General features: G+C 68.6%; 18 protein-coding genes. 11 read left to right on the plus strand and 7 right to left on the minus strand.

The window, feature by feature from the left end; genetic code table 11:
• The first annotated feature begins 5 nt into the window (after nucleotides 1-5).
• From ACIRGA_RS18260 to ACIRGA_RS18270, 3 genes are all read left to right on the plus strand, one after another.
• The gene (locus ACIRGA_RS18260) at nucleotides 6-1,001 is read left to right on the plus strand and encodes an ABC transporter ATP-binding protein (protein WP_400942473.1); all 996 of its coding nucleotides are present in this window, start codon (nucleotides 6-8) and stop codon (nucleotides 999-1,001) included.
• The gene (locus ACIRGA_RS18265) at nucleotides 998-2,116 is read left to right on the plus strand and encodes an ABC transporter ATP-binding protein (RefSeq protein WP_400942475.1); all 1,119 of its coding nucleotides are present in this window, start codon (nucleotides 998-1,000) and stop codon (nucleotides 2,114-2,116) included. Before ACIRGA_RS18260 ends, ACIRGA_RS18265 begins: the two co-directional genes overlap by 4 nt.
• A gap of 159 nt (nucleotides 2,117-2,275) precedes the next feature.
• Nucleotides 2,276-2,917 (plus strand): SDR family oxidoreductase, encoded by a 642-nt coding sequence (locus ACIRGA_RS18270; RefSeq protein WP_400942477.1) that lies wholly within the window; start codon nucleotides 2,276-2,278, stop codon nucleotides 2,915-2,917.
• Here the strand turns inward: ACIRGA_RS18270 and ACIRGA_RS18275 are convergent.
• Nucleotides 2,868-3,473, minus strand: coding sequence for a CGNR zinc finger domain-containing protein (locus tag ACIRGA_RS18275; RefSeq protein WP_400942479.1), 606 nt, complete (start codon nucleotides 3,471-3,473; stop codon nucleotides 2,868-2,870). The two genes, ACIRGA_RS18270 and ACIRGA_RS18275, sit on opposite strands and share 50 nt — an antisense overlap.
• 87 nt (nucleotides 3,474-3,560) lie before the next feature.
• Here ACIRGA_RS18275 and ACIRGA_RS18280 point away from each other — a divergent pair, with 87 nt between their 5' ends.
• Nucleotides 3,561-4,259 (plus strand): SDR family oxidoreductase, encoded by a 699-nt coding sequence (locus ACIRGA_RS18280; protein ID WP_400942480.1) that lies wholly within the window; start codon nucleotides 3,561-3,563, stop codon nucleotides 4,257-4,259.
• A gap of 183 nt (nucleotides 4,260-4,442) precedes the next feature.
• Nucleotides 4,443-5,177, plus strand: a complete 735-nt coding sequence (erm, locus tag ACIRGA_RS18285) for a 23S ribosomal RNA methyltransferase Erm (RefSeq protein ID WP_400942482.1) — start codon at nucleotides 4,443-4,445, stop codon at nucleotides 5,175-5,177.
• On the opposite strand, the gene ACIRGA_RS18290 is transcribed toward erm, so the two are convergent.
• Complete coding sequence (locus tag ACIRGA_RS18290) at nucleotides 5,080-6,003, minus strand: EamA family transporter (RefSeq protein WP_400942483.1); 924 nt, start codon at nucleotides 6,001-6,003, stop codon at nucleotides 5,080-5,082. The genes erm and ACIRGA_RS18290 overlap by 98 nt on opposite strands.
• 87 nt (nucleotides 6,004-6,090) lie before the next feature.
• Between ACIRGA_RS18290 and ACIRGA_RS18295 the strand changes: the two genes are divergently transcribed.
• On the plus strand, nucleotides 6,091-7,029 hold the full coding sequence (locus ACIRGA_RS18295; protein WP_400942485.1) for a LysR family transcriptional regulator: 939 nt from the start codon (nucleotides 6,091-6,093) through the stop codon (nucleotides 7,027-7,029).
• On the opposite strand, the gene ACIRGA_RS18300 is transcribed toward ACIRGA_RS18295, so the two are convergent.
• Nucleotides 6,986-7,591: a TetR/AcrR family transcriptional regulator gene (locus ACIRGA_RS18300; RefSeq protein WP_400942486.1), complete on the minus strand. Its 606-nt coding sequence runs from the start codon at nucleotides 7,589-7,591 to the stop codon at nucleotides 6,986-6,988. The two genes, ACIRGA_RS18295 and ACIRGA_RS18300, sit on opposite strands and share 44 nt — an antisense overlap.
• Before the next feature lie 58 nt (nucleotides 7,592-7,649).
• Here ACIRGA_RS18300 and ACIRGA_RS18305 point away from each other — a divergent pair, with 58 nt between their 5' ends.
• Entirely contained in the window at nucleotides 7,650-8,276 is a 627-nt protein-coding gene (locus ACIRGA_RS18305; RefSeq protein WP_400942488.1) for a peroxiredoxin-like family protein, read from the plus strand.
• An 87-nt stretch (nucleotides 8,277-8,363) separates the two neighbouring features.
• Here the strand turns inward: ACIRGA_RS18305 and leuA are convergent, their stop codons facing one another.
• Nucleotides 8,364-10,121 (minus strand): 2-isopropylmalate synthase, encoded by a 1,758-nt coding sequence (leuA, locus tag ACIRGA_RS18310; RefSeq protein ID WP_400942490.1) that lies wholly within the window; start codon nucleotides 10,119-10,121, stop codon nucleotides 8,364-8,366.
• 244 nt (nucleotides 10,122-10,365) lie between these two features.
• Here leuA and ACIRGA_RS18315 point away from each other — a divergent pair, with 244 nt between their 5' ends.
• From ACIRGA_RS18315 to ACIRGA_RS18325, 3 genes are read left to right on the plus strand one after another with little or no spacing between them, the layout of a single operon-like run.
• The gene (locus ACIRGA_RS18315; RefSeq protein WP_400942491.1) at nucleotides 10,366-10,731 is read left to right on the plus strand and encodes a hypothetical protein; all 366 of its coding nucleotides are present in this window, start codon (nucleotides 10,366-10,368) and stop codon (nucleotides 10,729-10,731) included.
• Nucleotides 10,732-10,754: 23 nt separating this feature from the next.
• Complete coding sequence (locus tag ACIRGA_RS18320; RefSeq protein WP_400942493.1) at nucleotides 10,755-11,357, plus strand: chemotaxis protein CheB; 603 nt, start codon at nucleotides 10,755-10,757, stop codon at nucleotides 11,355-11,357.
• The gene (locus ACIRGA_RS18325) at nucleotides 11,354-13,204 is read left to right on the plus strand and encodes a CheR family methyltransferase (RefSeq protein WP_400942495.1); all 1,851 of its coding nucleotides are present in this window, start codon (nucleotides 11,354-11,356) and stop codon (nucleotides 13,202-13,204) included. Before ACIRGA_RS18320 ends, ACIRGA_RS18325 begins: the two co-directional genes overlap by 4 nt.
• Before the next feature lies 1 nt (nucleotide 13,205).
• Here the strand turns inward: ACIRGA_RS18325 and ACIRGA_RS18330 are convergent, their stop codons facing one another.
• On the minus strand, nucleotides 13,206-13,931 hold the full coding sequence (locus ACIRGA_RS18330; RefSeq protein ID WP_400942496.1) for an ANTAR domain-containing protein: 726 nt from the start codon (nucleotides 13,929-13,931) through the stop codon (nucleotides 13,206-13,208).
• Nucleotides 13,932-14,107: 176 nt separating this feature from the next.
• Between ACIRGA_RS18330 and ACIRGA_RS18335 the strand changes: the two genes are divergently transcribed.
• Entirely contained in the window at nucleotides 14,108-15,001 is an 894-nt protein-coding gene (locus ACIRGA_RS18335) for an ANTAR domain-containing protein (RefSeq protein ID WP_400942498.1), read from the plus strand.
• Here the strand turns inward: ACIRGA_RS18335 and ACIRGA_RS18340 are convergent.
• Nucleotides 14,994-15,587 carry a hypothetical protein gene (locus ACIRGA_RS18340; protein ID WP_400942499.1) on the minus strand — a complete coding sequence of 198 codons (594 nt, stop codon included), beginning with the start codon at nucleotides 15,585-15,587 and terminating at the stop codon, nucleotides 14,994-14,996. The genes ACIRGA_RS18335 and ACIRGA_RS18340 overlap by 8 nt on opposite strands.
• Before the next feature lie 9 nt (nucleotides 15,588-15,596).
• A complete protein-coding gene (locus ACIRGA_RS18345) occupies nucleotides 15,597-16,436 on the minus strand; it encodes a helix-turn-helix transcriptional regulator (protein WP_400942500.1) in 840 nt (279 codons plus the stop codon).
• Between the last annotated feature and the right edge of the window lie 260 nt (nucleotides 16,437-16,696).

The raw sequence follows: 16,696 nt of genomic DNA on the forward strand, positions 1-16,696 counted from the left end.
TTCTGATGGCACTCCTCGAAGTACGCGACCTCAAGGTCGTTTTCCAGCGACGCGGCGAGAAGCCGTTCACCGCGGTGGACGAGGTCAGTTTCGACGTCGAACCCGGCCAGACGGTCGGTCTCGTCGGCGAGTCCGGTTGCGGCAAGTCCGTGACCTCGCTGGCGATCATGCGGCTGCTCGCGAAGCGCGGCAACCAGGTCAGCGGTTCGGTGTCCTTCGAAGGCACGGACCTGCTTCGCCTGTCGGACAAGGAAATGCGGGACCGCCGCGGCCGCGATCTCGGCATGGTGTTCCAGGACCCGCTGTCCTCGCTGAACCCGGTCATCCCGATCGGGCTGCAGATCACCGAGGTGCTGGAGCGGCATCGCGGGATGTCGCGCAAGGCGGCGTCGGTGGAGGCGGCGGAACTGCTGGACAAGGTCGGCATCCCCGACCCGACGCGGCGGCTTTCCGAGTACCCGCACCAGCTTTCCGGCGGGATGCGGCAGCGGGCGCTGATCGCGATCGCGCTGGCGTGCCGTCCGCGGCTGCTCATCGCCGACGAGCCGACCACCGCGCTCGACGTGACGATCCAGGCGCAGATCCTCGCGCTGCTGCGGGAACTGGTGCAGGACACCGGGACCGCGCTGATCATGATCACGCACGACCTCGGTGTCGTCGCCGGTCTCTGCGACCAGGTCAACGTGCTCTACGGCGGCAAGATCGTCGAGCGGGCGGAGCGGCACGCGTTGTTCGCCGAGCCGCGGCATCCGTACACGCACGGCCTGCTCGCCTCGATCCCGCGTCTCGACGCGGGCCGCGGCGAGAAACTGATCCCCATCAAGGGATCCGTCTCCGACAACATCCCGTGGGACGGCGGCTGCGCCTTCGCGCCCCGCTGCCCGAACGCTCTCGGCGTGTGCCGGGAGGTTTCACCGCAGCTGACCCCCGATCGCGGTGGGCTGCTGCGCTGCCACAACCCGGTGATCCCGGCCGTGGCCGCACAAGGAGGGGTCCGATGACGCACGCGGTAGCGCCGCAGGAAGTACTGCTCGAGGTCAACGACCTCAAGGTGCACTTCCCGATCAAACGCGGCATCGTGATCGACCGGACGGTCGGGTACGTGTACGCCGTGGACGGCGTCGATCTGGCCATCCGCAAGGGTGAGACCTATGGCCTGGTCGGGGAATCCGGCTGCGGGAAGTCCACTTTGGGCAGGGCGATCCTCCGGCTGACCGAACTGACGAACGGCAACGTCGTCTTCGACGGCACCGACGTCGCCGGCCTCAAGGGCGAGGACCTGCGCAAGGCCCGTCGCCGGATGCAGATGGTGTTCCAGGACCCGATGTCCTCTTTGGACCCTCGGCAGTCGGTGGAATCCATTCTGACCGAAGGAATGCGGGCGCACGGCCTCGCCAAGGACAAGGAGGCGACGGCCAAGCGGCTGCGCGAACTCCTGGCCGCCGTGGGTCTTCCGGAGTCCTCGCTGCAGAAGTACCCGCACGAATTCTCGGGCGGCCAGCGTCAGCGCATCGGCATCGCGCGGGCGCTCGCGGTGGAGCCGGACCTGATCGTCGCCGACGAACCGGTGTCCGCGCTGGACGTCTCGGTGCAGGCGCAGGTGGTCAACCTCCTGGAGGATCTGCAGGAGAAGCTCGGGCTGACGTACCTGGTGATCGCGCACGACCTCGCGGTGGTGCGGCACATCTCCGACCGCATCGGCGTGATGTACCTCGGCTCGCTGGTCGAAGAGGCCGACGCCGACACGCTGTACGAGAACCCGCTGCACCCGTACACGCGGGCGCTGCTCTCGGCCATCCCGGTGCCGGACCCGACGGTGGAGGACACCCGGGAGCAGATCCTGCTCGCAGGTGACCTGCCCTCGCCGGCGCGGCCGCCGTCCGGCTGCCGGTTCCACACACGGTGCCCGTGGAAGCAGCAGAGCCTGTGCGACACCGACCGCCCGCAGCTGCGGGAGATCGGCGCCGGGCACCGGGTCGCGTGCCACTACGCGGAGGACATCCGTGACGGGCGGATCAAACCGCACGAGGTCAAGGCGGAACTCGTCGGTGCCGGAGAGCTGAACCCCGACGTCGGCGGCCTGCCGGACGTCGGCTCGGCGGCGGAGATCCTCTAGCCGGTACCGAGGTCACGTGGCCGTTCGGTCCAGGTGGTGGGGGGGGGGGGGGGGGGGGGGCGGGGGGGCCCCGCCCCCCCCCCCCCCCCCCCCCCCCCCCCCCCCCCCCCGACCCGGGTGACCAGGCATTCACCGCCGCTTTCGGGCAGACTCGGTGTCATGCGGGTCACAGTGCTGGGAGCGTCGGGGCGGACGGGGATCCACGTGGTCCGGCTTCTGCGGGGCCGGGGACATCAGGTGCGGGCGGGTCTGCGCAGCCGCCGCCGCGCCGAGCAGGTCGCCGGGCTCGGCGCCGAAACCGTGGTCGCGGACGTCACCGCCGACGCGGACGACCTCGTCGAGGCGCTCGCCGGTTCCGAAGTGGTGATCAGCGCGATCGGCGCGCCCGATCCGGACCAGGCGTCGGTCGACCTCGTCGACCGCGATGGTGTGATCACCGCGATCCACGCCGCCGAGAAGGCGGGAGTCTCGCGCTTCGTGCAGCTTTCCGCGCAGTTCGCGGACTCACCGGATCAGGGCGATCGCCTGGTGCGGTCGATCCTGATGGCGAAGCAGATCTCCGACAGCGTCCTGCGTCGTTCGAGCCTGAACTGGACGATCGTCCGTCCCGGCACGCTCACCGACGACCTGCCCACCGGCCACGTCAAGCTCGCCGGTCACCTCGAACCGGGCCGCGTCTCCCGCGCGGACGTCGCCGCCGTCCTGGTCGCCACGCTCGAAGAGCCGCTCACCGAGAACCAGGGTTTCGACGTCATCGGCGGTGAGATCCCGATTCCGTCGGCGCTGGCGTCGTTGGGCTGAGCGCCTTCTTCCGCTCCCGCGCGGCCCGCAGGTTCGCGACGTTCCCGCAGGTGCGAACGTCGTGCCAGACGCCGCTGTTGTTGCGCGAGACGTCGTAGAAGGCCGAACGGCAGCCGTCGAGACGGCACAGTTTCAGCCGCGGCCAGATCCCGGCCTGCTGCGCGAGCAGCGTCTCCGTCCACAGCGCCGAAGCGAGCCACTGCCGTCCGGTGCCGGACGGGAACAGCCGGACGACGCCGTCGCGCAGGGCCAGGTCCGCCTTGATCGGCTTTTCCACCACGATGTCGTCGCCGTCCACGAGCGAAACGAACGACTCCCGCAGGTCGCGAAGCGCGCGAACGTCGCTCTGGCCCAGCGTGATCTCGGGCACCTCGGCGTCCCGGGCCCGCGACCATTCCGCCAGTGCCTCGGCGGCCCAGGGGCGCGCCAGGTCGGCGTCGCTCAGCAGGTCGAGGCCGTAGGTCTGGATCGCCTTCGTGTTGAGGAAGTCCTGAACGAGCGCCAGCCCCGAGGGGGCGGTGCGTAACCGGTACCGGTCCGTCGCGGTCCATGACATAGGTCAAGCGTACTTGACTCTGTCCTCGGCCGTCGCCATGCTGATGACAGAGGCAAAAGTCGAACACTTCTGTCAAGGGAGCAAGTCATGACCTCCATCGAAGGCGCCGTCGTCCTGGTCACCGGCGGACAGCGCGGGCTCGGCAAGGCGTTCGTCGCCGAACTGCTCGACCGTGGCGCCGCCAAGGTCTACGCGACGGCCAGGGCGCCGCGCGCGGAGACCGATCCGCGGATCGTCCCGCTCCCGCTCGACGTCACCGACCCGGAATCCGTCCGCGCGCTGGCCGGGCGGGCGAGTGACGCCACGATCGTCTTCAACAACGCCGGCACCCTCGGCCTCGGTTCGCTGCTCACCGAAGACGTCGACGCGCACCGCTCGGTCTTCGAGACGAACGTCTTCGGCGCGCTGCGGATCGCGCAAGCGTTTGCGCCGCTGCTCAAGGACGGCGGCGCACTGGTCAACGTCCACTCTGTCCTGTCGTGGGCGGCGGGCTCGGGGTCCTACGGCGCGTCGAAGGCGGCCTTCTGGTCGCTCACCAACTCGCTCCGCATCGAGTTCGCCGAGCAGGGCACCCAGGTCGTCGGCGTGCACCTCGGCTACACCGACACCGACATGACCCAGGGTCTCGACATCCCCAAGAACGACCCGCGCGACGTCGCCCGCCAGGTCGTCGACGGCCTTGAAAAGGGCGAGACCGAGGTGCTCGCCGACGACCTCACCCGCCAGGTCAAGGCCGCGCTCGCCGGACCGGTCGAGCACCTCGGCACCAGCCGGATCGGCGCGTAGAAAACGGTTGGCGTGCGGCCTCGCGCCCGAGGTAGTTTCGCCGCCATGTGTGCTTCCGCGTTCACCAGGATCCGCCGCGCCTAGCGGCGGATCCCGCGCATTCAGCAAGGAACCGCCGCCCGAGCGAGCCATCGCCGGGCCTGCCTCGTGCTGCCCGGCTCACCTCGAAGCCGCGGAGATCCCTTGCGCACACAACGTCCTGGCCGTCACGAACTCGGCCAGAACTTCCTCATCGACCGGACCGTCATCGAAACCGTCGTGAAGCTCGTCGATTGGACGGACGGGCCGATCATCGAATTCGGCACGGGCGACGGCGCGCTCACGCTGCCGCTCGAACGCCTCGGCAGGCCACTGACCGGCGTCGAGATCGACGCCCGCCGCGCCGCCCGGCTGGCGCGCCGCGTCCAGTCGCCGACGAAGATCGTCACCGCGGACTACCTGCGGTTCCCGCTGCCGAAGACGCCCCATGTGCTGGTCGGAAACCTGCCGTTCCACCTGACCACCGCGACCCTGCGCCACCTCCTCGCCGCTCCGGGCTGGACGGACGCCGTCCTGCTCATGCAGTGGGAGGTGGCGCGCCGCCGGGCCGGGGTCGGTGGCGCCACCATGATGACCGCGCAGTGGTGGCCGTGGTTCGACTTCCGGCTGGCCAGCCGGGTGCCCGCGGCGGCGTTCCGCCCGAGGCCCGGCGTCGACGGCGGTCTGCTCACCATGACGCGCCGCGAGCGTCCGCTCGTCGACGACGCGGATCGTCGGCGCTACCAGGACTTCGTGCGGCGGGTGTTCACCCGTCCCGGCAAGGAGGTCGTGCCCAAACGCCTCACCGCACACCAGTGGGCTGAGGCGTTTCGGCTTCGGCGAGGAAATCCGGCTCGCGCACGCGGCGCTTCGTCGAACCGAACAGGACGCCGCCGATGACCACGGCCGCCGCGACGATCTCCACCAGCGAGGGGCGTTCGTCGAGGACCAGGAACGCCATCGACAGCCCGACGACCGGCACCAGCAGGGAGAACGGCGCGACCACACCCGCCGGGTTGCGGCGCATCAGCGACGTCCAGATCCCGGAGCCGACGATCGTGCCGAACAGCACGACGTAGGCGAGGCCGCCGAGCCCGATCAGCCCGGTGCTGGTGCCCAGCGTGCTCAGCGAGTGCCCGATCTCGGCCGGGCCTTCCATGACCAGCGACAGCGCGAACATCGGCAGCGGCGGCACCACCGACATCCACAGGACGAAGTTCAGCGGGTTGTCCGGTGCCGCCTGCCGGGTGCTCAGATTGCCGAAAGCCCAGCTCAGGGCGCCGAGCAGGGTCAGGATCACCGGCAGCAGGGCGGCGTTCCCGGCCTGCTGCCAGGCGATCGTCGCCATCCCGGCGACGGCGAGCAGGATCCCGGTGAGCTGCCGTCCGGACACGCGTTCGCGCAGGAAGACGGCGCCGAGCAGAACGGTGAACGGGGCCGACGCCTGCAGCACCAGCGACGCGAGGCCGGTCGGCATGCCGGTGTCCATCGCGATGAAGAGGAACACGAACTGCCCGGTGCCGAAGCCCAGCCCGTAGCCGAGCAGGTGGCGGATCTTCACCTTCGGCCACGGCACGAACAGGATCGTCGGGATCGCGATGACCGCGAAGCGGAGCCCGCCGGCGAAGACGGGCGGGAACTGGCCGAGGGTGGCGTGGATGGCGAGGAAGTTGCAGCCCCAGAGGACGGCGACGAGCAGGGCGAGCAGACGATCGCGGGCGGGCATGTCTTCACTCTTACGGGGAACGACCATTTAGGACCAGCGAGAATATTTGCAGCGACCGTTCAGTTCGGCTTCACATATGCTGGCGGGATGGACATCGGCCGGTTGCGGACCCTGCGGGAGTTCGCCGACCGCGGCAGCGTGACGGCGGCCGCGAAGGCGTTGCACTGCACCCCGTCCGCGGTTTCCCAGCAGCTGCGCGCCTTGCAGAGTGACGTCGGTCTCGCCCTGACTGAACCGGCCGGACGAGGTCTGCGGCTGACCGACGCCGGGCGCGCGCTAGTCGCCCGCGCGGACGACGTGCTCGCCGCTCTCGAGCGCGCGGAGTCCGAATTGGACACTTACCGCAGCGCCCCGCGCGGCCGGGTCCGGGTGGCGATCTTCCAGTCCGCCGGGCTGATGCTGCTGCCCGGACTGTTGCACCGGACGGCGGAATTCGACGGGCTGGACGTCATCGTGCGCGACGTCGACATGACCCCGCCGGAGGTTCCCGGGCTCGTCGCGGATTACGACATCGTGGTGGCACACCGGGACGAGCACGCGCCGTCATTGGGCTCGGACCGGCTGGAAACCCGGCATCTGCTGCGGGAACCGCTCGACGTCGCGCTCCCCGCCGGGCATCGGCTCGCGAAACGGCGCCGCATCGAGCTCGCCGAGCTGGCCGACGAACGCTGGATCAGCGTCAACGCCGGCTTCCCGGTGGACGACATCCTCCAGTCGCTGATCATCCGCACCGGGGTGCGGCCGCAGGTCGTCCAGCGCATCAACGATTTCCGCATCACCGAACGGCTCGTCGCCGCCGGGCACGGGATCGCGCTGCTGCCCCGGTACACAATGGACACTCGGCGCGGCAGCGGCCTGGTGTGCCGCCCGCTCTCCGGGATCAAGGCGGCCCGGCATGTGGAGGCGGTCTACCGGCTCGGCGCGTCTTCCCGGCCCGCTGTGGCGAAAGTGCTCGACGCGCTCGCCGACGAGGTCGCGGCGCTCACGGGCGAGCGTGACTCTTCAGGTGGTCCAGCGCGATCTTGAGCGCGTCGGCGATCGGCGTGATGTCGTGGCGCAGGTGCGCCATCAGCAGACCGCCCTGCACGCAGGTCATCGCGGCCTGCGCGAGCCGCGCCGGGTCGGCGTCCTCGGCCAGTTTTCCCTGTTCCCGCAACGATTCCAGGCCGCGCTGGAGATAGGACTCCCATTCGCGGTAGGCCTTGTCGAGCAGCGGCGCCATCTTGGGGTCGTCACCGAGTTCGCCGGTGAGGTTGCCCAGCGGGCAGGCGATCGGCCCCTTGGGGGTGGTCTGGATGGCCAGGATCTCGCTCGCCCACTGGTCGAAATCGGCCCAGTCGCGCAGCTCGAAGATGGTCGGCTGGTTGCCGAGGATGTTTTCGAGGAAGCGGGTGATGACCGCTTCGACGAGCTGGTCCTTGTTCTTGAAGTAGTGGTACATCTGCGATTTCCCGGCCCCGCTCGCCGCGAGCACCTTGTCGACGCTGGTCCCGGCGACGCCGTTGACGTACATCAGCTCCGCCGCCGCGTCGACGATCGCGTCCCTCGTCATCCGCCCCTGCGGCGTCTTCGCCGGTTGACCACTCATGTACCGAATAGTACAGTCGGCTTCACTGTACCGATCAGTACAATCAAAGGAGCTGACCATGGGGGATCTCAACACCGACCTCGCCGAGCTGCGGGAATCCGTCGCGAGCCACGTCCCGGCCGAGGTCGCCGAGGTGCTCAAGGCCGACCGTGCGACGTTCATGGGAGTGGTCGCCGAAGCGGCCGCGAAGCCGGGAACGGCGATGCCGGATCTCGCGTTGCCGGACGCCGGTGGCGACCGGGTGCGGGTGGCGGACGGGCCCGCGGTCGTGGTGTTCTATCGCGGCGCGTGGTGTCCGTACTGCAACCTCGCCCTGCGCACGTATCAGCAGGAACTGTTGCCGCGGCTGGAGAATCTGGGCGTGAAGCTGATCGCGGTCAGCCCGCAGCTGCCGGACGGCTCACTGTCCACGAAGGACCTGGAGTTCGCCGTGCTGTCCGATGTGGACAACGAGCTCGGGCGCGCGCTCGGCATCACGTTCCGGCTGGCCCCCGAGACGAAGCCGGCTTTCGACTCGCTCATCGGCGACGTCGAGAAGATCAACGGCGCGGCGGAGTGGGAACTGCCGTATCCGACCGTCCTGGTCGTGGACGGCGAGGGCGTCATCCGGTACATCGACGTGCACCCGGACTACACGACCCGCACCGATCCGGCCGACGTCCTGGCCGCTGTGAAGGCCCTGTAGTCGCCGCCGTCCTTTGAGCCGAATGCCGTGAAGGCCTCCTTCCCTACCCTCAAGGTAGTGAAGGAGGCCTTCACGGAACGCCGGAAACTACCGGTTCGCCCGGTTCACCGCCGAGACGACGGCCCGCAGCGAAGCGGTCACGATCGACGGGTCGATCCCGATGCCCCAGTACACCCGGTCGGAGATCGCGCACTCGATGTACGACGCCGCCCGCGCGTCGTCGCCCGGCGAGAGCGTGTGCTCGCTGTAGTCCAGCAGCCGCAGGTCGAACCCGACGGTCGACAGCGCGTCGAAGAACGCCGCGATCGGGCCGTTCCCGCGGCCGGTGACCTCGTGCTCGTCACCTTCGACCCGCACGGTGGCGGTGATGTCGTACTCGCCGTCACCGTTGTCCCTGACGTGCTGGCGTACCAGCTCCAGCGGCGTCTTCAGCTCCAGGTACTCGGCCGAGAACGCGTTCCACATCGTGGCCGGGTCGACCTCGCCGCCCTCGGTGTCGGTGTGGCGCTGGACGACCTTCGAGAACTCGATCTGCAGCCGCCGCGGCAGGTCGAGCTGGTGCTCGGCCTTCATGATGTAGGCGACGCCGCCCTTGCCGGACTGCGAGTTCACCCGGATCACGGCCTCGTAGTTGCGGCCGATGTCCTTCGGGTCGATCGGCAGGTACGGGACCTCCCACGGGTGCTCGTCGACCGGCGTGCCCGCCTTGTCGGCGGCGGCCTTCATCGCGTCGAGGCCCTTGTTGATCGCGTCCTGGTGGCTGCCGGAGAACGCGGTGAACACCAGGTCACCGGCCCACGGGCTGCGTTCGTGCACCGGCAGCTGGTTGCAGTATTCGACGGTCCGCTTGATCTCGTCCATGTCGGAGAAGTCGATCTGCGGGTCGACGCCCTGGCTGTACAGGTTCATGCCCAGCGCGACCAGGTCGACGTTGCCGGTGCGCTCGCCGTTGCCGAAGAGACAGCCTTCGATCCGGTCCGCGCCCGCCTGGAAGCCCAGTTCGGCGGCGGCGATGCCGGTGCCGCGGTCGTTGTGCGGGTGCAGCGACAGGATCACCGAATCGCGGCGCTCCAGGTTGCGGTGCATCCACTCGATCGAGTCGGCGTAGACGTTCGGCGACGCCATCTCGACGGTGGCCGGCAGGTTCAGGATCACCGGCTTCTCGGGCGTCGGCTGCCAGATCTCGGTGATGGTGTTGCAGACCTCGAGCGCGTACGACAGCTCGGTGCCGGTGTAGGACTCCGGCGAGTACTGGAAGCGGAAGTCGGTGTCCGGCTGCTTCGCCGCGTAGTCGACGACCAGCTCAGCGGCCTGCGAAGCGATCTTCGTAATGCCGATGCGCTCCTCGCGGAACACGACGCGACGCTGCAGGATCGACGTCGAGTTGTAGATGTGGACGATCGCGCGCGGCGCGCCTTCGAGCGCCTTGAAGGTGCGCTCGATCAGCTCCGGGCGGCACTGGGTCAGCACCTGGATGCTGACGTCGTCCGGGATGGCGCCCTCGTCGATGATCTCGCGGACGAAGTCGAAGTCCGTCTGCGACGCCGCCGGGAAGCCGACCTCGATCTCCTTGTAGCCCATGCGGACCAGCAGGTCGAAGAACTTGCGCTTGCGCGCGGGCGACATCGGGTCGATCAGGGCCTGGTTGCCGTCACGCAGGTCGACGGCGCACCACAGCGGCGCGGTGTCGATGCGCTTGTCCGGCCAGGTGCGGTCGGGCAGCGAGATGTCCTCGACCAGGTCGTACCAGGGGCGGTAGCGGTGTACGGGCATCGAAGTGCCGCGCTGGGTGTTCCACGAAGCCTGCTCGGAAGGGGCAGGACGGGTGGGCTTGCGGATGCTCATGAGGGGACGGTTCTCCTGAAGAATCGGGTGCGACGACCGGCACCACGAAGCCCCGCGACGGGGAGCCGGTCCGATCAGGCCCCGTCGCGGCAGCGAAGCAGGAGAGCTCGAGCCACGACGCCACCTTAACCGCGCGATCTCCCGAAAGGAAACCCGGGCCGCGATCGAACCGTGACCACAGTGGCGCCCATTCGGGTTACTCACGGGTAGCAATCGGACCAGGCGGCGTGCCACACTGCCCGGCATGGGCGAGCACGCTGAAGAGAAGGAAACCGCTGATCAGGAGACCAGGCGCAAGGTCGACTGGCGAGCGGGCGGCGGTCGCGCGGCCGGGATCCTGGCGAGCGTCGTCCGCTGGGCCGGGTTGATCTTCGCGGCTATCCTGGTGCTGCACGTCGTCTTCGTGATCGGCGAGGCGAATCCGGACAACGGCATCGTGTCGTTCGTCCGCGGCTGGGCGGACGGGCTCCTGCTGGGCTTCAAGGATCTCTTCATGCCCGCGGACGCCAAGCTCCGCGTGCTGATCAACTACGGCATCGCCGCGGTCTTCTGGATGGTCGTCACCGGAATCCTCGCCAAGATCATCCGGCGCGTGGGCGGTTCCGCCTAGCCCCGGAGCACTACGCTCGGAAGATGCCCGGCCCCGGCCGTCATCAGACGGCTTACGAGATCGTCGCCATCGGATCTTCGGCAGGCGGAGTCAAGGCGCTGCTCGCGGTGCTGGGTGCCCTGCCCGCCGGTTTCCCGGTGCCCGTGGTCATCGTCCAGCACCTCGACCCGCGTCACGACACGATTCTCGCCGACATCCTCGACCGTCAGTCGAGGCTGCGGATCAAGCTGGCCGAGACCGGGGACCTCCTCGAGCCCGGTGTCGTCCATGTGGCACCGCCGGACCGGCATCTGCTGGTGGATTCCGGCGGGAAGCTCAGCCTGTCGATGGTGGACAAGGTCAAATTCGTCCGGCCATCGGCCGATCTGCTCTTCGAATCCGTCGCCGCGGTCTACGGTCCGGCGGCGCTCGTCTGCGTTTTGACCGGGACGGGTTCCGATGGCGCGGCGGGGGCCGGAGTGGTGAAGTCGCGGGGCGGTACCGTGATCGCCGAGGATCCGGAGACCGCCGAATTCGAGGGTATGCCCCAGGCCGTGACGAAGTCCGTATCGGTCGATCTGGTGCTGCCGCTGGACGAGATCGCCGGTGCGCTCGTGGGCCTGGTCGAGGGAACGAGGACGTTATGAGCACGCCGGACGGCGAAATAGACCACGGCGAGGAACTCGAGGACCTGCTGACCTTCATCAGGGATTCCCGTGGTTTCGATTTCACCGGCTACAAACGGACTTCGCTGGCCCGCCGGATCCAAAAGCGGATGCAAGCCGTGAAGATCGACGGATACGCCGAATACCGGGATTTCCTGGAGATCAACGCCGAGGAGTTCCCGCAGCTCTTCAACACCATTCTGATCAACGTCACCAGCTTCTTCCGGGATCCCGAGGCCTGGACGTTCCTGCAGAAGACCGTCGTGCCCGAACTCGCCGCGAAAGTGGCCGAACACGAAGAGATCAGGATCTGGAGCGCCGGCTGTTCGAGTGGCGAGGAGGCCTATTCGCTCGCGATGGCCTTCGCGGAGCATCTCGGCATCGAGGAGGCCACCCGGCGGGTCAAGATCTACGGGACGGACGTCGACGAAGAGGCCTTGCGCGAGGCGAGGACGGGACTGTATTCGTCGAAGGCGCTGGAGCGGCTGCCCGACGAGATGAAGAAGAGGTATTTCGAACCGAGCGGGAATCTGTTCGCCTTCCGGCGGGATCTTCGCCGCCGGGTGATCTTCGGCAGGCACGACATCACGCGCGACGCCCCCATCTCCAGGGTCGATCTGCTCGCCTGCCGCAATACCTTGATGTACTTCAACGTCGAGGCGCAGGCGAAGATCATCGAACGTTTCCATTTCGCGCTGAACGAGGGCGGCCACCTGTTCCTCGGAAAGGCCGAAATGCTGCTTTCCGACGGTGTCCGGTTCGACGTCGCCAACATCCGGAACCGGGTGTTCAAACTGCGCATGGGCGGTACCACCGTGCGGCCGGCGCGCTTCGACGTCCGGGCGGGAGCGGGGGTGCGGGACGCCAATCGAAGGCGTCACGTGAGTGAACTCGCCTTGGCCTCTTCGCCCGATTCGGTGCTGGGCATCGACCGCGACGGCACGGTCGCCCTGATCAACGGCTCGGCGAGGCTGCAGTTCGGGCTTTCCTCGCACGACGTGGGCAGGCCGTTCCACGATCTGGAGGTCTCCTACCGGCCGATCGAGCTCCGGTCCGTCGTCGACCAGGCGCACAGCGAGCGCCGCAGCATCCGGATCGACGCCGTGCGGCGGCAGAAGACCACCGAAGAGACCCAGTACTTCGACATCGTCGTCCGGCCCTTGCTCACGCTCGACGGCGAGGACATCGGTGCCGCGATCACGTTCATCGACACCACCGAGGCCACCAGGCTCCAGCATGAGGTGAAACGCGTGCAGGAAGATCTGGCCACGGCTTACGCGGAGCTCCAATCGACGAACGCCGAACTCGAAACGGTCAACGAGGAACTCCAGTCCAGCATCGAGGAACTCGAGACGACGAACGAGGAACTCCAGTCCACGAACGAGGAACTCGAGACCACGAACGAGGAACTCCAGTCGGGCAACGAGGAACTCGAAACGATGAACGAGGAGATGCGCATCCGCACCGCGGAGCTGGACGAGACGCGCATGTTCTTCGAAGGAGTCCTGTCCAGCGTCGAAGCCGGGGTGGTCGTCCTGGACGGCGATCTCCGGGTGCGCAGCTGGAATCGCGGCGCGGAGGAACTGTGGGGCCTGCGGGCCGGAGAGGTCTATCTGGAGGAGTTCTTCACCCTCGACTTCGGCCTGCCGCTCGCCGGGATCCGCGACAACGTCGAACTCTGCAACGAGACCGGGCAACGGGCCGCCCAGGTCGAGGTCGACGCGGTGGACAGGAAGGGCAGACGGCTCGTCGCCGCGGTCAGTTGCTCGCCGTTGAGCGGACCGGGCGGCGGAGTCGTGGTGATGACGGAAAAGCGGTCGGGCGACTGAATCAGCGCCCGCGTTCGGCGCGCTTCACGCGTTTGGGGAGCGCGCCGACCAGATCGGCCGCCGTCATGCGGCGGCTGACCAGCAGTTCGCACAGCTCGCTGATCCGGCGGTTGTGGCCGCGCGCGTAGTGGCGCAACACGCGGAACGCGTCCGCCGGGTCGATCTCCAACCGGGCGGAGACCAGGCCTTTCGCCTGTTCGATGATCACCCGGCTGTCCAGCGCTCCCTGCAGCTGCTCGGAAGTCCTGGTGAGGCCGGTGATCGCGCGGTGATTGAGCATGCCGATCGTCGCCGCGTCGGCGAGCGCGACCGCGATCCGCAGGTCTGCCACCGGCAGCGGTGCGGATTCCGTGGTCAGGATCGTGACCTCACCGAGCACGTCTTCGCGGCGGCTGAACGGGAACGCGTGCGCCGACCGGAAGCCGAGGGAAAGAGCGGCCGGGGCCAGCCGTTCCCAACGTTCTCCCGCTTCGTCGAGAAGTACGTTGACGACCGGTGTTTCGTCGGTGTGGCAGTCGATGCCAGGGCCCTCTTCGGGGAGAATACCGCCGAGCGGCGGCTTTTCGAGCCGATCGTCGGTGTGCACCACGAACGGCCGGTCGGCGCGACCGGCCTCCACGGTCAGCCGGATCGAGGACGAGCCGATCAATTCGGCGTAGCGATTCGCCACACAGAGCCAATAATTCTTCGGATCGAGCGCGGGTGCCAAAGTGTCGGCCAACTCCACCAACGTGTCGGCAACCCATCTTTCGCGATTCTGCATCAGAATCCGGCCTTCCTGCGGACTTTGTCCGATGGGCACTGGGCAATCAACGCTAGTCCTCCACCGGACGACGGGGAACCCGTAGGGGCTCAGCCGTTCGGGTCAGTTCGGGGGAACCGGTGCGGGCGTAGGCTCACCCCATGTGGGACGGCACCGGTGGTCGATTCGACCCTCCGGCCTTGCGCAGGCTGATCGAAACCGAGCGCGGGCGGGCGGAGCGCGCGGCGGCCGTGGCCCGGCGGCACGAAGGCCTGCTGGAGACGGCCAGCGCGTCGATGCGCCCCTTCCACCAGCGGATGGCGGCCCTGCACCGCGACACCGAACGCAAGCACCGGGCGTCCGCGAACCTGCACGCCGGCTACCTCGACGCCGTCGGGCGCTGGGCGGATCGGCCGGAGCGAACACCCGGCCTGCCCCCGACTTTCATGACGGCGGTCGCCGAATCGTCCGGTATCCCGAGCCTGGCGGTGGCGCTGTTCACCGCCGGTGGGCGCAACGCGTCGGTCGTGGTGTCCGATCCGATCGCCGCCCGAGCGCACGACCTCGAATACGTTCTCGGCGAAGGGCCGTCTCGGGACGAGCCCCTGAGACCGGGGATCTGTTTCGAGCCGGAACTCATGAGCCGATGGCCCCAGTTCGGCCCCGCCGCACGGGAACTCGGGGTGCGCGCGGTGGTTTCGGCTCGCTTGGGCGTGGCGGAAGCGCCGATGGGCACCCTCACCGCGTACCGGCTCGAGCCCGAACCCGGCCCCGACATCGCCCGTTCCCTCGAAAGCCTGGCCGAGGCGCTGACCACCACCGCGCTGAACCCGGACGTGCGGCTCGACCGTGACGACGGGCTGCCCGTGCACCCGCTGTTCGGCGATGTCGATCTCCGGGTGGTGATACACCAGGCCACGGGCGTGGTGATGGCCGGACGCGACTGCACGGCTTCGGACGCGCTGGCGCTGATCCGCGCGCATGCCTTCGCGCGGGACATGAGCGTCAGTGAGCTGGCTCGGGCCATCGTGGCCAGGACGTACATGCTCAGCTGACACCGAGCCGTTCGTAGGCTTCGACGGCGGCCTTCGGGTCGTCCGCCTGGAATTTCACGACGCGGACGCTCTCGGTCGCGCCGAGCGGCCGGGTCACCGTGATCGGCTCGCGCAGTTCGGCGATCAGGTTGGTTTCGTAGAAATTGTCGTGGCTGAGCCAGGTTTCGTCGCGAAAGGGCTTCGCTTTCAACGGATCGTGGCTCTCCTTCACGTGCCGCAGGCTGACCACGTTCTCGCGAGGAATCCGTACGTCGTAGAACGAGCTGTAGCGCACCCGCACCTCGCGCGACGAGATCACGTGCGGCCGGACGACGGTGCCGGTGTAGACCCCGAACACCAGCAGCACCGAGTACACCCCGAGGACGAGCAGCAGAACGTCCACGACGAGACCGAAGTCGATCAGCCAGAACAGGCCCGCTTCGACGGCGCTCACCGCCGCCAGCACGATGAAGATCGGCTTGCCGTTCGCGCCGTACGGCACCGCGACGGCGTCCCCGTCGATTCCGTCCCGCCGGCGTCTCAGATACAGCCAGAGCCCGGCCATCGTGCGGGATTCGTTGCGGAGAACGCTGCGAAATGCCCCCATGACCCCAGGTTAGCGATCGAATCGGGTCAGGATCTTCAGCGCGTCGGAGGAGGCCGGGTCCTTCGGCGTGTAGATCTCCAGCCGGTGGTCGGGGCTGTCGGGCTGGAGCCACACCTGATAGTCGACGTCGACCGCGCCGACCGTGGGATGGCTCAGCCGCATGGCGCCGACGGTGCAGTCGGCGACATCGCCGGTCGCCCAGAGCGTCGCGAACTCGTCGCTGCGCATCGAAAGTTCGCCGATGAGCGCGGCCAGGCGTGCGTCGGTGGGGTAGCGGCCCGCGGTCAACCGCAGATAGGCGACGTGGATCGGCGCGAGTTCGGCCCGGTTCCGGTGCAGCTCGCGGGTGAGCGGGTCGAGGAAGAACATGCGCGGCAGTGACGGCCGCCGCTCGGGATCGCCCGGCGCGTCGAAATCGAGGTGCCCGGCCATGAGCGCGTGCCCGGCGTGGTTCCACGCGAGCACGTCGCCGCGGCGGCCGAAGACGAGCGCGGGCACGGCCTCGCCGAGGTTCTCCAGCAGCGCGAGGACCCGGGGATGCGGGTCTTCGGGGCCGGGATCGGACAGTTTCGGGAGCGAGGACCGCCGGGCGAGGTTGTGCAGGTGCGCCGCCTCGACGTCGTCGAGCCGGAGCGCGCGGGCGAGCGCGTCGAGCACCTGCCGTGAAGCGGTCTCGGCGAGGCCCTGCTCCAGCCGCGTGTAGTACCCGGCGCTCACCCCGGCGAGCTGGGCGAGCTCTTCGCGGCGCAGCCCGGGTACGCGGCGCGAGGTGCCATAGGTGCGCAGGCCGATCTCGGCGGGCGTCACGCGGTCGCGGCGGCTCTTGAGGTACACGCCGAGGCTTTCCATGGCTCCGAGCTTAAATTCCTTGACGGCCGCGTGGGTGTACCCGCGAGGTGTACCCACGGCACGGGGATGGCTGCCGCGGCGGCGTCGGCACACCGGAGAGATCCGGGGTAAGGCAAACGTGGCGTTCTTGGGCGGGCGGATGGTGGGATGAAGGCTCCCTTCGCCGCGTCTAATGCGGTGAAAGGAGCCTTCGGCCCTGGTCAAGCTCGGGTCGGGGGGGGGGGGGGGGGGGGGGGGGGGGGCCGGGGACCGCAGCACAC

The sequence above is a fragment of the Amycolatopsis sp. NPDC102389 genome, assembly GCF_044765885.1.
Taxonomy (GTDB): domain Bacteria; phylum Actinomycetota; class Actinomycetes; order Mycobacteriales; family Pseudonocardiaceae; genus Amycolatopsis.

What these genes read in the sequence shown, in the direction of transcription:
- leuA (WP_400942490.1), bottom strand. Translation starts at nt 10,121, where the DNA reads ATGAGCATCCGCAAGCCCACCCGTCCTGCCCCTTCCGAGCAGGCTTCG.
- ACIRGA_RS18345 (WP_400942500.1), bottom strand. Translation starts at nt 16,436, where the DNA reads ATGGAAAGCCTCGGCGTGTACCTCAAGAGCCGCCGCGACCGCGTGACG.
- ACIRGA_RS18280 (WP_400942480.1), top strand. Translation starts at nt 3,561, where the DNA reads ATGACCTCCATCGAAGGCGCCGTCGTCCTGGTCACCGGCGGACAGCGC.
- ACIRGA_RS18260 (WP_400942473.1), top strand. Translation starts at nt 6, where the DNA reads ATGGCACTCCTCGAAGTACGCGACCTCAAGGTCGTTTTCCAGCGACGC.
- ACIRGA_RS18270 (WP_400942477.1), top strand. Translation starts at nt 2,276, where the DNA reads ATGCGGGTCACAGTGCTGGGAGCGTCGGGGCGGACGGGGATCCACGTG.
- ACIRGA_RS18325 (WP_400942495.1), top strand. Translation starts at nt 11,354, where the DNA reads ATGAGCACGCCGGACGGCGAAATAGACCACGGCGAGGAACTCGAGGAC.
- ACIRGA_RS18305 (WP_400942488.1), top strand. Translation starts at nt 7,650, where the DNA reads ATGGGGGATCTCAACACCGACCTCGCCGAGCTGCGGGAATCCGTCGCG.
- ACIRGA_RS18290 (WP_400942483.1), bottom strand. Translation starts at nt 6,003, where the DNA reads ATGCCCGCCCGCGATCGTCTGCTCGCCCTGCTCGTCGCCGTCCTCTGG.
- ACIRGA_RS18335 (WP_400942498.1), top strand. Translation starts at nt 14,108, where the DNA reads ATGTGGGACGGCACCGGTGGTCGATTCGACCCTCCGGCCTTGCGCAGG.
- ACIRGA_RS18265 (WP_400942475.1), top strand. Translation starts at nt 998, where the DNA reads ATGACGCACGCGGTAGCGCCGCAGGAAGTACTGCTCGAGGTCAACGAC.
- ACIRGA_RS18295 (WP_400942485.1), top strand. Translation starts at nt 6,091, where the DNA reads ATGGACATCGGCCGGTTGCGGACCCTGCGGGAGTTCGCCGACCGCGGC.
- ACIRGA_RS18320 (WP_400942493.1), top strand. Translation starts at nt 10,755, where the DNA reads ATGCCCGGCCCCGGCCGTCATCAGACGGCTTACGAGATCGTCGCCATC.
- ACIRGA_RS18300 (WP_400942486.1), bottom strand. Translation starts at nt 7,591, where the DNA reads ATGAGTGGTCAACCGGCGAAGACGCCGCAGGGGCGGATGACGAGGGAC.
- ACIRGA_RS18340 (WP_400942499.1), bottom strand. Translation starts at nt 15,587, where the DNA reads ATGGGGGCATTTCGCAGCGTTCTCCGCAACGAATCCCGCACGATGGCC.
- ACIRGA_RS18275 (WP_400942479.1), bottom strand. Translation starts at nt 3,473, where the DNA reads ATGTCATGGACCGCGACGGACCGGTACCGGTTACGCACCGCCCCCTCG.
- ACIRGA_RS18315 (WP_400942491.1), top strand. Translation starts at nt 10,366, where the DNA reads ATGGGCGAGCACGCTGAAGAGAAGGAAACCGCTGATCAGGAGACCAGG.